13 protein-coding genes are annotated in these 14,046 nt (G+C 53.6%); 5 read left to right on the forward strand and 8 right to left on the reverse strand.

Annotated elements, in window-relative coordinates:
- Positions 1–53: 53 nt before the first annotated feature.
- A complete protein-coding gene (gene osmE / locus MNO13_RS14800; protein WP_064547558.1) occupies positions 54–392 on the reverse strand; it encodes an osmotically-inducible lipoprotein OsmE in 339 nt (112 codons plus the stop codon).
- Positions 393–657: 265 nt separating this feature from the next.
- Between osmE and nadE the strand changes: the two genes are divergently transcribed.
- Both nadE and yddG read left to right on the forward strand, forming a co-directional pair.
- Entirely contained in the window at positions 658–1,482 is an 825-nt protein-coding gene (gene nadE, locus MNO13_RS14805) for an ammonia-dependent NAD(+) synthetase (RefSeq protein WP_064547560.1), read from the forward strand.
- A gap of 94 nt (positions 1,483–1,576) precedes the next feature.
- Positions 1,577–2,467: an aromatic amino acid DMT transporter YddG gene (gene yddG / locus MNO13_RS14810; protein ID WP_121815438.1), complete on the forward strand. Its 891-nt coding sequence runs from the start codon at positions 1,577–1,579 to the stop codon at positions 2,465–2,467.
- A gap of 4 nt (positions 2,468–2,471) precedes the next feature.
- On the opposite strand, the gene hutU is transcribed toward yddG, so the two are convergent.
- Together hutU and hutH are read right to left on the reverse strand one after the other, a co-directional pair.
- The gene (hutU, locus tag MNO13_RS14815) at positions 2,472–4,157 is read right to left on the reverse strand and encodes a urocanate hydratase (RefSeq protein WP_237931270.1); all 1,686 of its coding nucleotides are present in this window, start codon (positions 4,155–4,157) and stop codon (positions 2,472–2,474) included.
- 17 nt (positions 4,158–4,174) lie between these two features.
- Positions 4,175–5,719: a histidine ammonia-lyase gene (gene hutH / locus MNO13_RS14820; protein ID WP_121815437.1), complete on the reverse strand. Its 1,545-nt coding sequence runs from the start codon at positions 5,717–5,719 to the stop codon at positions 4,175–4,177.
- A gap of 160 nt (positions 5,720–5,879) precedes the next feature.
- Between hutH and hutC the strand changes: the two genes are divergently transcribed.
- Positions 5,880–6,638 (forward strand): histidine utilization repressor, encoded by a 759-nt coding sequence (gene hutC / locus MNO13_RS14825; protein WP_064547568.1) that lies wholly within the window; start codon positions 5,880–5,882, stop codon positions 6,636–6,638.
- On the opposite strand, the gene ves is transcribed toward hutC, so the two are convergent.
- Positions 6,629–7,174, reverse strand: coding sequence for an environmental stress-induced protein Ves (ves, locus tag MNO13_RS14830; protein WP_064547570.1), 546 nt, complete (start codon positions 7,172–7,174; stop codon positions 6,629–6,631). The genes hutC and ves overlap by 10 nt on opposite strands.
- Positions 7,174–8,538: a formimidoylglutamate deiminase gene (locus MNO13_RS14835; protein ID WP_064547571.1), complete on the reverse strand. Its 1,365-nt coding sequence runs from the start codon at positions 8,536–8,538 to the stop codon at positions 7,174–7,176. Before MNO13_RS14835 ends, ves begins: the two co-directional genes overlap by 1 nt.
- A gap of 205 nt (positions 8,539–8,743) precedes the next feature.
- Between MNO13_RS14835 and hutI the strand changes: the two genes are divergently transcribed.
- Positions 8,744–9,973 carry an imidazolonepropionase gene (hutI, locus tag MNO13_RS14840; RefSeq protein WP_241938944.1) on the forward strand — a complete coding sequence of 410 codons (1,230 nt, stop codon included), beginning with the start codon at positions 8,744–8,746 and terminating at the stop codon, positions 9,971–9,973.
- A complete protein-coding gene (gene hutG / locus MNO13_RS14845; protein WP_241938945.1) occupies positions 9,957–10,754 on the forward strand; it encodes an N-formylglutamate deformylase in 798 nt (265 codons plus the stop codon). The genes hutI and hutG overlap by 17 nt, the downstream gene beginning before the upstream one ends.
- Before the next feature lie 177 nt (positions 10,755–10,931).
- Here the strand turns inward: hutG and spy are convergent, their stop codons facing one another.
- From spy to astB, 3 genes are all read right to left on the reverse strand, one after another.
- Positions 10,932–11,414, reverse strand: a complete 483-nt coding sequence (spy, locus tag MNO13_RS14850) for an ATP-independent periplasmic protein-refolding chaperone Spy (protein WP_064547577.1) — start codon at positions 11,412–11,414, stop codon at positions 10,932–10,934.
- Between the two features lie 324 nt (positions 11,415–11,738).
- On the reverse strand, positions 11,739–12,704 hold the full coding sequence (astE, locus tag MNO13_RS14855) for a succinylglutamate desuccinylase (protein ID WP_064547579.1): 966 nt from the start codon (positions 12,702–12,704) through the stop codon (positions 11,739–11,741).
- Between the two features lie 11 nt (positions 12,705–12,715).
- The gene (astB, locus tag MNO13_RS14860) at positions 12,716–14,044 is read right to left on the reverse strand and encodes an N-succinylarginine dihydrolase (RefSeq protein WP_241938946.1); all 1,329 of its coding nucleotides are present in this window, start codon (positions 14,042–14,044) and stop codon (positions 12,716–12,718) included.
- Between the last annotated feature and the right edge of the window lie 2 nt (positions 14,045–14,046).

Raw genomic sequence — 14,046 nt, forward strand, 5'->3', positions numbered from 1 at the left:
ACTGCATTTCGTAGGTCGGATAAGCGGTAGCGCCATCCGACAAAACTACAATATTATTTCTTGGTCTGTGGGTCAGTATCGTACTCGGCACAAGTCTGATAGCCGGAGTTGATCACATGCCCGGTGTCATCCAGTGCAACAAAGTAAGTCTCGGTTTTGCCTGCACGTTCGCCAAGAATATAAGTCTGGCAAGTCCCACGCGCATGAATCATGGTTACTTCTGACGAAGGTTTACCGGCAATCTGCTGCACTTGCTCACGGCTCATGCCTTTTTTCACGTCTTTCACGACCGGCGTGGCGACCTGATCTTTGGTACGGTCGTAGGCAGTACAACCCGCAAGCATAGTCATAACCGCTGCTGCACATAAAAAACCCGCAAAATTCTTGTTCATATTTTATCCTCGTTTTTCAGGGAATTGCTTAAACGTGTTAGATAAGCCTGGAATATAAAAGCGGTTTTTTCAACTATTCAGACCAAATGAACAAAATTTAGGATTACCCGACATAACATCAGGTTAGCGCCAAATCGCTCTAAATCGCGTCAAATGATTCCGGAGCGATCGCATGAGTCTTGTCGTTTTACCGACAAACGGGTAGTTTTAACAAATATGACTATGGCTGCCTGCGCGCGCAGGCACACCGCAACCGGAGGGTTAAATGGCTCTGCAACAAGAGATTATCCAGGCACTAGGGGTTAAACCACAGATCGATGCCGAACACGAAATTCGTGTCAGTGTCGATTTTCTGAAATCGTATCTGAAAACCTATCCGTTTATTAAGTCTCTGGTTCTGGGTATTAGCGGCGGCCAGGATTCCACGTTGACCGGTAAACTGTGCCAACTCGCCATTAGCGAATTGCGCCAGGAAACCGCTGACGACAGCTATCAGTTTATCGCCGTCCGTTTGCCATTCGGCGTGCAGGCTGATGAGCAAGACTGCCAGGACGCCATCACCTTTATCCAGCCCGATCGCGTATTAACCGTGAACATTAAAGGTGCGGTGCTGGCAAGCGAACAGGCGCTGCGTGAAGCGGGTATTGAACTGAGCGATTTCATCCGTGGCAACGAAAAAGCCCGTGAGCGCATGAAAGCCCAGTACAGCATTGCGGGAATGACCAAAGGCGTAGTGGTGGGAACGGATCATGGCGCTGAAGCGGTGACCGGTTTCTTCACCAAATACGGCGATGGTGGCACTGACATCAACCCAATTTTCCGCCTCAACAAGCGCCAGGGCAAAGCGCTGCTGAAAACACTCGGTTGCCCGGAACACTTGTATCAGAAAGCGCCAACCGCCGATCTGGAAGACGACCGCCCTTCTCTGCCGGACGAAGCCGCACTGGGCGTGACTTACGAACAGATTGACGATTATCTGGAAGGTAAAACTCTGGACGATGCCACCAGCAAAATCATCGAAGGCTGGTATCTGAAAACCGAACACAAACGCCGCACACCCATCACGGTGTTTGACGATTTCTGGAAATAGCCATTTCTGAAAATAGCGTCGGGTGACGCTGCGATCCGACCTACAACGGGTTTTCCCAGCGCAGCGCCATCCGCCAATACCACTCTGGATACACATGGACAGCTCTGCAAAACGCGCCACCGCCTTTGGGCTGCTGGCGATCCTCCTCTGGAGCACCTCGGTTGGTTTATTACGCAGCATCAGCGAACACTTTGGCCCGGTTGGCGGTGCCGCGCTAATTTATACCGTTAGCGCGGTCTGCTTGTGCCTGGCGCGTGGTTTACCGAAAATCCGCGAAATCCCGACTCGTTATTTGTGGATTGGCGGCGGGTTATTCGTCAGCTATGAAATCTGCCTCGCGCTGGCTATCGGGCTGGCGCACAACCGCAGCCAGTCGCTGGAACTGGGGATGATTAACTATTTGTGGCCGAGCCTGACCATTTTACTGGCGCTGTTTATCAATCAACAACGCAGCAATTTATGGTTATGGCCAGGACTTGCGCTTTCCCTTGCGGGCATCGTTCAGGTGATGAAAGGCGATGGCGACTGGTCGGTGCTACAGATGTGGCACAACATTCTCGACAACCCGCTGGCTTACAGCCTCGCTTTCGCCGCCGCGCTAATCTGGGCGTTGTACTGCAATATTACGCGCCGCTGGAGTGACGGGAAAAATGGCGTGTCGCTGTTTTTCTGCGCCACCGCGCTGGTATTGTGGGTGAAGTTTGCCTTCGTTAACGAAGCGCCGATTCACTTTACGCTGCCTGCCACGCTGCAATTGCTATTTATGGGTGCATCGACTGCGCTGGCCTATTCGGCATGGAACCATGGCATTCAGCGCGGCAATATGACGTTGCTGGCAACCGCATCGTATTTCACGCCAGTGCTTTCGGCGTTAATCGCCAGTTTGTGGTTGGGGTTACATCCGGGTTGGGGATTCTGGCAGGGAGTCAGTATGGTGGTTGGCGGGTCACTGCTGTGTTGGCTAGCAACCCGCCGTTATGGTTAACGCTTTATTTCACCATCGGCAGCTTCAAATCATGCTGCTTCGCACACTCAATGGCACTCTCATAACCGGCATCGGCGTGACGCATCACGCCCGTTGCCGGGTCATTCCACAATACGCGGCCTAAGCGCACTTCCGCTTCCGGTGTGCCATCAGCAACAATCACCACTCCGGCGTGTTGCGAGAAGCCCATCCCCACGCCACCGCCGTGGTGCAGGCTGACCCATGTCGCACCACCAGCCGTATTTAATAGTGCGTTGAGCAACGGCCAGTCGGAAACCGCATCAGAGCCATCTTTCATCGACTCGGTTTCACGGTTTGGTGACGCCACCGAACCGCAGTCCAGATGGTCACGGCCTATCACCACCGGCGCTTTTAACTCACCGTTACGCACCATTTCGTTAAACGCCAGCCCTGCACGATGGCGCTCTCCCAGCCCCAGCCAGCAAATACGCGCCGGTAATCCCTGGAAGGCAATACGCTCTTGCGCCATATCCAGCCAGCGATGCAGATTCTGGTTATCCGGGAACAGCTCTTTGAGTTTGGCATCGGTTTTTGCAATATCTTGCGGATCGCCCGACAGCGCCACCCAGCGGAATGGCCCTTTTCCTTCGCAGAACAGCGGGCGAATGTAGGCCGGAACAAAGCCCGGGAAATCAAAGGCATTTTCTACACCTTCATCGAATGCCACCTGACGGATATTGTTGCCGTAATCCACCGTCGGCACGCCCATCTCCCAGAAATCGAGCATGGCCTGAACGTGCACCGCCATCGATTCACGCGCCGCTTTCTCGACCACTTTTGGCTGTGTGGTGCGCTCGCTCTGCCAGCGTTCAACTGTCCAGCCCAGCGGCAAATAGCCGTTGACCGGATCGTGAGCCGAAGTTTGATCGGTGACGATGTCTGGTTTAATGCCGCCCGCCTTGGCGCGTTTAACCAGTTCAGGCACCAGTTCTGCTGCATTACCCAGCAGCCCAACCGAGATCGCTTTTTTCTGCGCATTGGCTTGCTCGATCATTGCCAGCGCTTCGTCAAGATTGGTTGCTTTGTAATCCAGGTAACGGGTACGCAGACGGAAATCAATACGTGACTCCTGGCATTCGATCGCCAGCACCGAAGCGCCCGCTAACACGCCTGCCAGCGGTTGTGCGCCACCCATACCACCGAGTCCCGCAGTCAAGATCCACTTGCCGCGCAAATCGCCACCGTAATGCTGGCGTCCGGCTTCCGCGAAGGTTTCAAACGTCCCCTGCACGATGCCCTGCGCACCGATGTAAATCCACGAGCCGGCAGTCATCTGGCCGTACATCATCAGCCCGGCTTTATCGAGTTCGTGGAAATGATCCCAGGTCGCCCAGTGTGGCACCAGGTTGGAGTTGGCGATTAGCACACGCGGTGCATCGGCGTGGGTGCGGAAAATGCCCACCGGTTTACCGGACTGCACCAACAGCGTTTCATCGGCTTTCAGGCTGCGTAGCGAAGCGAGGATCTGCTCAAAACACTCCCAGTTTCGTGCCGCTTTGCCGATCCCACCGTACACCACCAGATCTTCCGGACGCTCTGCCACATCAGGATCAAGGTTGTTCTGGATCATGCGGTAAGCCGCTTCGATCAACCAGTTTTCGCAATGTAATGTGTTGCCATGTGGAGCGCGTACCGTGCGGGCTACCGCCTGTTTTACAGATTCAGTCATTGTAGTGGCTCCCGGCTTCAGGCCGATGTAGAAGGAAACAGTTGAGTAATCACAGCAGGCAACTCACCGCTGGCACCCCACTGGCGCATGCTTTCAATATCAGGCGCCAGTAAGCGATCTTTCTCGAGGAAGGCGACGCGCTCACGCACACCGTTGAACACCTGCTCCATGAGTGGTGAGCTGCGCAACGGGCGTGAAAACTCGATGCCCTGCGCGGCTGCCATCGCTTCAATGCCCACCACAGCGGCGGTGTTGAAGCACATGTCACCCAGGCGGCGAGCAGCGTAAGTCGCCATCGAAACGTGGTCTTCCTGGTTGGCCGAGGTTGGCAAGCTGTCAACGCTGCCAGGATGCGCCAGCGATTTGTTTTCCGATGCCAGTGCGGCGGCGGTGACCTGGGCAATCATAAAGCCGGAGTTAATTCCGCCCTCTTTCACCAGGAATGGCGGCAAGCCAGAAAGCCCGGTATCCAGCAACAATGCCAGACGGCGCTCGGAAATCGCGCCGATTTCAGCTACCGCTAGCGCGATAATATCGGCGGCAAAGGCCACCGGCTCGGCGTGGAAATTGCCGCCAGAAATCACTTCACCGGTTTCGCTAAACACCAGCGGGTTATCGGATGCGGCATTGGCTTCGATTTGCAGCACTCGTGCCGCGTGGCGCAGGTTATCGAGGCATGCGCCCATCACTTGCGGCACACAGCGAATGGAATACGGGTCTTGCACACGCCCGCAGTGTTGATGGGAATCGACAATCTCGCTGTCTGCCAGCAACGCTCTGACAGCGGCAGCAACATCAATTTGCCCGGTTTGCCCACGCGCTTCGTGAATGCGCGCATCAAACGGTTTTACCGAACCTTTAATCGCTTCGAGCGATAACGCCCCCGCCACCAGCCCTGCACCAAAGACTTTCTCGCCTTCGAACAAGCCGCGCAGCGCAAGCGCCGTCGAAACCTGGGTGCCGTTGAGTAACGCCAGCCCCTCTTTTGGCCCGAGCACTAACGGCTCGACGCCCGCCATTTTTAGCCCGGCAACGGCTGGTATTTCTTCGCCGTTAATACGCACATTTCCTTCGCCCAGTAACATCAGCGAAAGATGGGCCAGCGGGGCGAGATCGCCCGATGCGCCAACCGAACCCTTTTCCGGAATAACCGGCATCACACCGGCATTAAACAGGCGCAATAAGCTGTCGATAACGTTCATACGCACACCGGAATGGCCGCGCGCCAGGCTGATAATTTTGCTCGCCATCACCAGGCGTACCACGTCATCTGGCAACGGTTTCCCTAACCCAACGCTGTGCGAAAGCACCAGATTGCGTTGCAGTTCAGCCAAATGGTCTTTGGCAATGGTGGTTTGCGCCAGTTTGCCAAAACCCGTATTAATGCCGTAAACCACATCGCCTTGGTTGACGATGGCTTCAACGGTTTGTTGTGACTTCACGACAGCATCAACCGCCTGCGGATCAAGGCTTAGAGTGACGCTTCCGTGGTAGATTTCACGCAGAGTGGCGAGCGTTACGCGCCCCGGAGTAAGACAACACAGCTTTTTTTGCAGTGACATAGCGACATCCTGATGGCATCAATTCATATGAACGTATATGGTTGTATAGACAACCTAACGAATAAACCCAAATGACCGCCAGCAGGTAATAGGTAATTTTTATTGAACAGTGAGCGAGATCCCGCTTTCACCGCAAAATACCATTTTTAAGGAACCGTTGATGTCAGATACGCAGCCTCTTGCCCAACTACGCGCCGCTATCAGTGATTTGCCCGCGCCGATTTACTTGCGGGTTAAGCAGGCGATTATTAGCCAGATTCGCAGCGGCAGCTGGCTTGCTCATCAGCGCGTGCCGTCGGAAACTGAGTTGGTGAATGCGCTCAATGTCAGCAGAATGACCATCAACCGCGCGCTTCGCGAGCTGACCGGAGAAGGTTGGCTGGTGCGGATGCAGGGCGTCGGGACGTTTGTGGCCGAGCAAAAAGGCCATACCGCAATGCTGGAAGTGGGCAGCATTGCCGAGGAGATCGCCGCGCGCGGTCACCATTATCGCAATCAGGTCGTGGTACTTGAACAAGTGCAAGCCGATGAAAAACTGGCACACGCCTTTTCAGTGAACATTGGCGAGCCGCTGTTTTATTCGCAACTGGTTCATTACGATAACGATATGGCGGTACAGCTTGAAACGCGGTATGTGAATCCGGCGCTGGCCGCAGATTATTTACAGCAAGATTTCCGCACCATCACCCCGCACCATTATTTGAGCAAGGTTGCGCCGTTAACCTCGGGCGAACATATCGTCGAAGCGGTGCTGGCGGATGAAACACAGCAAGGGCTGCTCGAAGTGACTGCCAGCCAGCCTTGCCTGTTGATTCAACGGCGAACCTGGCATCATTCGCAGGTGGTGACGGTGGCCCGGCTGTTGTATCCGGGCACGCGTTATCAGTTAGTGGGGAGTTTCAGCAGTAGTCAGAGGTAAGTGATTTCGCTAAACAGCAATTTCCCTTCGGTTTTCAGCAAGCGCAAAGTGTGGCGGCCATCTTGCCACCACGCGCCTTGCTCCGGCGTCAGCAGTTTGTCACCCAGTTGCCATTCACCACTCAACACATACACAATGCCGCCACGCGGGGCGAAAGTGGTGAATGTGCGGTCGGCAACGCGCACTTTGGCGCGGCAACGGTCACGATGGGTCATGATATTAAAATCCATCGACATCCCCTGTTTCAGCTCGGCTTTTACGGTGTAATCCCCGGCAAAGGCAAACGGCTGAAAGTGCTTAAGGGTGTGACGAAACGCCTTTCCGGCATCCAGAACGACTTCGCCGCCTTCAAGCAAAGTGATAACACGGTCGACCTGCGGGAATGCCGAAAACTCGCCGCTACTGGCGATTGAAGCGATACTGGCACGCCAGTTGAAATCACGCGTTGCAGGCGGAAAGCAGCAAATTTCTCGGGTTTCTCCGGCCCCGTTTCGCCACAAGCTGACGGGCACTTTCCGTATATCAAAGAATTCCATCACCACTCCTGAAGGGTGCGCATTACCTGCGCAAACTGTGTGTTGCTTTGTTCATCGAGCGGGTGCTGCCGGTCAGAAATTATCTGTTTTCCAGCCACCCACACATCTCTAATTTGGTCACTGCGTCCAGCAAACAACCAGCGGTTAATCAGCGCGTAATCGGCAATATTTGCCAGCCAGGAATCGCGTTCGAGCACTAACCAGTCGGCACGTTGCCCAGGCGCTATCATCCCCATGGTCACCCCGCATGCTTGCGCTCCGCCTACTGCCGCCTGGCGCCAGAGCACTTCTCCAACCTGCGGTAGTTCCGGCAACACGATGCGATTACGACGTTTGTCGCGCAGACGCTGCGCGTACTCGAGCCAGCGTAATTCTTCCAGCGCATTGACGGAAACATGGCTGTCGGAACCAATTCCCCAATGCCCGCCCTGGGCGATGAAATTCGTCGCCGGGAAGATACCATCGCCGAGATTCGCTTCGGTAGTCGGACACAAGCCCGCCACCGCGCGGCTTTCGACAATTTGGGTCAACTCTTCAGCCGACAAATGCGTGGCGTGAACCAGGCACCAGCGGTCATCGACGGCAAAGCGGTTAAACAGCCATTCCACCGGGCGTTCACCACTCCAGGCCACGCAGTCATTCACTTCTTTTTCTTGCTCGGCAATATGGATATGCACCGGCAAGCGATAGTCGCTCGCTTCCAGGACATCTTCCATTTGCTCTTGCGTCACCGCCCGCAACGAGTGGAAACACAGGCCGTGATTAATATGTGGATAGCGACGTAATGCGGTGCCCAGTGCTTGTTGCTGGCGCAAATAACGGTCGACATCCTGAATAAATCTTTTCTGACCGGGTTGTGGTGGCTGCGCCCCAAAGCCCGCATGGCTATACAGCACCGGCAATAGCGTTTGCCCTATTCCGCTGTTATCGGCAGCAAGCAGCAATTGCTGTAGCATCAAATCACCAGACGCGTACGGTTTCCCGTTAACGTCATGATGTAAATAATGAAATTCAGCGACCTGCGTGTAACCGCCCTTGAGCATATCAATATATAAATGCGTGGCAATCGCACCGACTTGCTCTGGGGACAATTTCTGCACCATGCGGTACATCATGTCGCGCCACGTCCAGAAACTGTCCTGCGGGTCGCCCGCCACTTCAGTCAGCCCGGCCATCACCCGCTGAAAAGCGTGCGAATGTAAATTCGAGATAGAAGGAATCACCACGCCCGCCAGCAGCGTGGCATTCTCACCAGACGCGCCAACCTCGACATGAGTAATCGTCCCTTGTTCATTGACGCTAATACGCACGTTGTGCCCCCAACCTTGCGGGAGCATGACCACTGGAGCAAAAAATGCTGGCATAGTTTTAATTCCTTCTTTTGCGATGACAATGATTTAGCGATTAATTCATGCCGACGCAATCCAAATTCATCGTTTGCTAAAAAATTGTGTGACGGACAACAAAATGAGCAGTTGCCCGGTGCTTTAGTCGCAACCTGGTTGCTCAACTTAATATGCTGCGCTAGGTTGTAGTCAATTGTCTATACAACCTGACGTGGAGAATGTCATGACCTACCCTCGCATCTGCGACAGCCTGTGGAGTGGCGCATCGCTTGTCACTATGAAAGACGGGCAGTACCACACGATTGAAGACGGTGTCATCGCGGTGCATCAAGGGAAAATCGTCTGGTTGGGTGCACGTCACGAACTCCCTGCCATTAAGGCGCAGGAACATCACCATTTTGATGGCGGGACTGTGACCCCTGGTTTTATTGATTGTCATACCCATCTGGTGTTCGGTGGCGATCGCAGTGCTGAATTTGAAATGCGTTTAAATGGCGTGAGCTATGCAGAAATTGCCGCAAAAGGTGGTGGGATCCTCTCCACGGTGCGCCACACGCGCGAAGCTGGCGAAGATGAACTGCTGAATTCGGCTCGTCAGCGTTTGCACCAGCTTTTGCAAGAAGGAGTGACGACAGTCGAAATTAAGTCAGGCTATGGTCTGGATATCGACAACGAAATCAAAATGCTGCGCGTGATTCGCAAACTTGGCGAAACATTGCCGGTCGAAGTGTATGCCACTTGTCTTGCCGCACATGCCATTCCACCGGAGTTCAGCGGCGATGGTGACAAATGGGTTGAAGTAGTCTGCGAACAACTTCTGCCGCGAGTCACCGCAGAAAAGCTGGCGGATGCGGTGGATGCGTTTTGCGAGCATTTGGCTTTTAGCCCCGCGCAAACTGAAACCGTTTTTGCTACCGCCCGCGCTTTAGGCATGCCGGTAAAACTTCATGCCGAACAACTTTCCGCTCTCGCGGGCAGTAGCCTGGCGGCGCGTTATCAGGCGTTATCTGCCGATCATCTGGAATACGCCACCGAGGCTGACGCACAAGCAATGGCCGCAGCCAATACCGTTGCGGTGCTGTTGCCGGGGGCATTTTATCTGTTACGGGAAAAACAGCAGCCACCAGTGGCATCATTTCGAAAATATGGCGTGCCGATGGCGGTCGCCAGTGATATGAATCCAGGCACCTCTCCGGCGCTCTCATTACGTTTAATGTTGAATATGGCCTGCACTCTGTTTGGCTTAACGCCTGAAGAAGCGCTGGCCGGTGTGACACTGCATGCCGCGCAGGCTTTGGGGATTCGTGAAAGCCACGGCAGTCTTGAATGCGGGAAAGTTGCTAACTTTGTGCACTGGCCCGTGGCGCGTCCTGCAGAACTGGTCTATTGGTTAGGGGGGCAACTGCCCTGCACCGTGATTTATCAGGGAGAGAAACGTGACAGCACCTTTTAATTTCAGCCGAGGGAAACTGCCGATCCTTATCAGCATTCCTCACGCAGGCACGGCTCTAACGCCAGAAGTTGAGTCGGCGTTAAGCGATGCAGCAAAACCATTGCCAGATACCGACTGGCATATCCCAAAACTTTATGACTTCATCCATAGGTTGGGCGGCAGCGTGATTAGCGGTAACTATTCGCGCATGGTTATCGATTTAAACCGCCCCGCCGATGATAAACCGCTCTACACCACCGCCACTACCGGGTTGTATCCTGAAACGTTGTTTGATGGAACGCCGGTTTTTATCCCCGGTAAAGAACCCAGCCAGCAGTCGCGCAAAGCAGCGCTGGACAATATCTGGCAGCCTTATCATCTGCAATTACAAAGCGAGCTGGAAAGGATGAAAGCCGAGCATGGCTACGCGCTGTTGTTTGACGCGCATTCTATTGCCAGCCAGATTCCGCGTTTGTTTGAAGGGAAACTACCGGATCTCAATTTCGGGACCAACGGTGGCAAGAGTTGTGATGAGCTGATTGAAGAGCATCTGGTGGCTTGCGCGGCTTCGCAGAAACAGTTTAGCTGGGTGGCGAATGGGCGTTTCAAAGGGGGCTACATTACCCGTGCTTACGGGCAACCCGCTCAAGGGGTCCACGCGGTGCAACTGGAACTGGCGCAGTGCAATTATATGGATGAACAGCCGCCATTCGCATGGCGCGGCGATCGTGCGCAGCAACTGCAACCGTTGCTCGAACAGCTTATTCGTTCGATGTTGAGTAGTGCGCAGCAAATAGCCTGAGTGGCGAGTCGTTAATGGTGGATGACGCTGCGCTTATCCACCCTACAAAAAATTTGAAGATTAAGATATTTACCCTAAATAATTCGAGTTGCAGGACGGGTAAAAGAAAACCGCCGGTTCTGCCCACTGCGATAACGCTTTGTGGACAAAACCGGCGGTCTTAAGTCAATCGATCAGTTATTCCTGATCTGCAGGCATTTTACCTTCATGTTGAGGGCGTTCTGTCAGACGCTTCTCAAAATTGGCATTAAATTGTTTTTTCTGCTCCGGCGTCAGAATGTTGTAGATCTTATTCTGCGCTTCCATATGAGCCATCATGCGAGCTTTGTTCTGTTCAGCCATTTTATCGACTTGCGCCTGTGCTTTGGCTTTATCGAAGCTGTCGCTGGTGATGATGTTGTGCGCCGCACGACGTTCTTCTACTGAAGGACGCTCCATTTTACCGCGCTGTTCTTTCATGATGTCACGCACTTGCTGTTTCTGCGCGTCGGTCAGGTTCAGGTCCTTAAACATCATATCGTGGTTGCCGCCACGCATACCTTTATGGTGCATCATTGGTGCATCCGTTTTGGCCGCCGTGGTGGTGTCAGCTGCATGAGCCAGATTTGCCGCGCCCAGAGCCAGAGTTGAAGCAACAAAGAGAGCTGTTAGTTTACGCATATTGTTTATTCCTGTTCTGATTTCTATTACGACAAGGTTTGCCGCGTTGACGAAATTAAGTCTACGGTGTTCTGCGTCAAGTAATAGTCCGCATCGGTAAAGCATTGCAAGGGTAAAAAACAAATTTTCAGCAATTATGGAGAGAATAAGGATAAAGCAGGCAGGAATTGCAACAGAATATAACAAGGCGATGATTTTAAAGGAATTATGAAGAGAGTGTAGCGTAATTAGAATGTTGAATAAAGCATCGAATAAGAATTATCTGCATCTTATTGTCAGCAGGGGTGATTATTTATTGGCCTCAGAATTCGAGGCCAGAAATAATCATATCTCGCGCAGCATTAAACCGGCTCGCAATCCAATTGCCACCTTCGGATTCGGGAATAAAACAAACTCGATATCCTCTTTCACGACATAGCGCGTGTCGCCATCTTCAGCCAGCAAAGTGCCTTTTGGGAACCCGGTGAAGTTTTGCGTTTGCGCTGACATATGCAGCACAAAGTCATCGCTCAGGCGCGTGATCTGCTGCGCCACTTTATAACGTAGCGGTTTGCTCTCGGCACAAGGAGATGTTTCACCGCTCAGCAGTGCCTGCAACGCCTGGCGGGTCACTTCAAACTGGCTAAGATCGTTTTCACCAAACGGTTGTGCTTTTCCCAGCTCCAGCGTGCAGCTCTGCGCATTAAAATGCTCGCTACTGAAATGGGTAAATGTGCCGCCCGGTTCCTGATGAAACACCAGCGCTTGCAAACCGGCACAGCCTAACCACGTGAGAAACTCCTCATCGTAAGGCAAAGCGCGCGCCGGTAACACGCCAAAACGCGGGTGGTACGAGCTGCGGATCGCAGTGTGCATATCCAGATGCCAGCAAGTCGTCTCTTCGCACTCGGCCAGAAACAGATCTAACGCATGCTCCAGGCGACAGGCACGCTGCGTTTCCACGCTTTCCGGGAACTGCTGCCAGCCGCCGCCAAACATGCGATTCATATCACTGTGTTGATAACGCTGGTTGCTTCGCAACGCCGCAGGGTTGCCGAGGATCACCAACACCCGCCACTGCAAAGCCATCTTGCCTGCCAGAAGGCTGTCCACTAACTGCGCGAGGATTTCCACCGGTGCAGTTTCGTTACCATGAATGCCCGCCGATAACACCAGCGTTTTTTCCACGCTTTGATGTGGAATAAGGGTCAAAATCCCTTCATCCCACCATTGCCAATGCAGATGAGTATTCTTACCTGCGCTATGAGTTGGCACTTTCCCTGCCAGGGTTTGCGCCAGAAAATCCAACATTGTGCCTCCAGCTATTGCTGAAACGGATAAACAGAACCTAAGTCTAGTATACGCGTCAGTTCATCGAGTGCTTCGCGACCTTCACGCAGTAATTGCGGATCGGCTAAATCGGCCTGCGTTAACTGGTCACGATACCAGCGATCTACCCAGTTATTGAGCGTGACAAACAAAGTGTCGTTCATCATGACCGCAGGATTAACCGCTTGTTGCTCGGTATCGTTGAGCACCACGCGTAAGCGTAAACACGCAGGCCCACCGCCATTCGCCATGCTTTCACGCAGATCAAACACTTTCAGTTCACTGATTGGGTTATCTGCCGCCAGCACTTCATTAAGGTAGCGCCACACACCCGCGTGCTGGCGTGACTCTTCCGGCAACACCAACGTCATGCTGCCATCGTCACGGCTGAGCAACTGGCTGTTAAACAGGTAGGTTGCCACCGCATCCGCCACCGATACTTTATCGCCCGGAACTTCAATGGCGCTAAAACCAGGCACTCTTTCACGCAACTGTTGGTAAAGCGCCTCTTGATGCAAAAATGCCTGCTCGTGGCAGAACAGCACCTCGCGATTAGATACCGCAATTACGTCGTTGTGGAAAACGCCCTGGTCGATAACCGCTGGGTTTTGTTGTGCGTAGACTGCTAATTCAGGTTTGACCTGGTTCAGGCGTGCCACCGCCTGGCTTGCTTCTAGCGTCTGGCGAGCGGGATAACGTGCCGGAGCCTGTCCGGCTTTGGCCTCTTCCCTGCCGTAAACAAACAGTTGGGTGGATGGCTCACCATACGCACCGCCAAGGCGGTTATGGTTAGCCGCCCCTTCATCGCCAAACATCGCCACTTGCGGCAATGCAGCGTGTACAGAAAAATGCTGCTGGTTACGGAAGATGGCGCGCAGTACGTTTTCAGTAGTGGGCGCTTCACTGGCACGATGGAATTTGTTGTTAAGATTCGCCACCGTGAAATGCACTTTGCCATCTAAGCTGTCCACCGACGGGCAAACCGTTGCTGCGTTCGCCACCCACATAGATGAAGCGGAACTGACTGCCGATAACAGTTGCGGCGCTTGCTTTGCCACTCGCTCAATAATTTGCGCGTCAGTGCCGCTAAAACCTAACTGGCGCAGCAAAGGAATATTGGGTCTTTCTTGTGGCGCAATCACCCCTTGTGCAAAACCAGCATCCGCCAGCGCTTTCATCTTCAGCAAGCCTTGTTTCGCGGCAAGCTTCGGGTTGGAGACACGGAACTGGTGCTTCGTGGAAGCTTCGTTGCCGAAAGACAGCCCTGCGTAATGGTGGGTCAAGCCCACCAGTCCATCGAAATTAACTTCACGCGCTTTCATGA

It is taken from the genome of Buttiauxella ferragutiae, from assembly GCF_022637515.1.
Classification (GTDB): Bacteria; Pseudomonadota; Gammaproteobacteria; order Enterobacterales; family Enterobacteriaceae; genus Buttiauxella; species Buttiauxella ferragutiae.

Bases quoted from the DNA above. Each gene is read 5' to 3' on its own strand.
- hutI (WP_241938944.1), top strand. From the start codon at position 8,744: ATGACCTACCCTCGCATCTGCGACAGCCTGTGGAGTGGCGCATCGCTT.
- nadE (WP_064547560.1), top strand. From the start codon at position 658: ATGGCTCTGCAACAAGAGATTATCCAGGCACTAGGGGTTAAACCACAG.
- hutC (WP_064547568.1), top strand. From the start codon at position 5,880: ATGTCAGATACGCAGCCTCTTGCCCAACTACGCGCCGCTATCAGTGAT.
- hutU (WP_237931270.1), bottom strand. From the start codon at position 4,157: ATGACTGAATCTGTAAAACAGGCGGTAGCCCGCACGGTACGCGCTCCA.
- hutH (WP_121815437.1), bottom strand. From the start codon at position 5,719: ATGTCACTGCAAAAAAAGCTGTGTTGTCTTACTCCGGGGCGCGTAACG.
- MNO13_RS14835 (WP_064547571.1), bottom strand. From the start codon at position 8,538: ATGCCAGCATTTTTTGCTCCAGTGGTCATGCTCCCGCAAGGTTGGGGG.
- ves (WP_064547570.1), bottom strand. From the start codon at position 7,174: ATGGAATTCTTTGATATACGGAAAGTGCCCGTCAGCTTGTGGCGAAAC.
- osmE (WP_064547558.1), bottom strand. From the start codon at position 392: ATGAACAAGAATTTTGCGGGTTTTTTATGTGCAGCAGCGGTTATGACT.
- astB (WP_241938946.1), bottom strand. From the start codon at position 14,044: ATGAAAGCGCGTGAAGTTAATTTCGATGGACTGGTGGGCTTGACCCAC.
- astE (WP_064547579.1), bottom strand. From the start codon at position 12,704: ATGTTGGATTTTCTGGCGCAAACCCTGGCAGGGAAAGTGCCAACTCAT.
- spy (WP_064547577.1), bottom strand. From the start codon at position 11,414: ATGCGTAAACTAACAGCTCTCTTTGTTGCTTCAACTCTGGCTCTGGGC.
- yddG (WP_121815438.1), top strand. From the start codon at position 1,577: ATGGACAGCTCTGCAAAACGCGCCACCGCCTTTGGGCTGCTGGCGATC.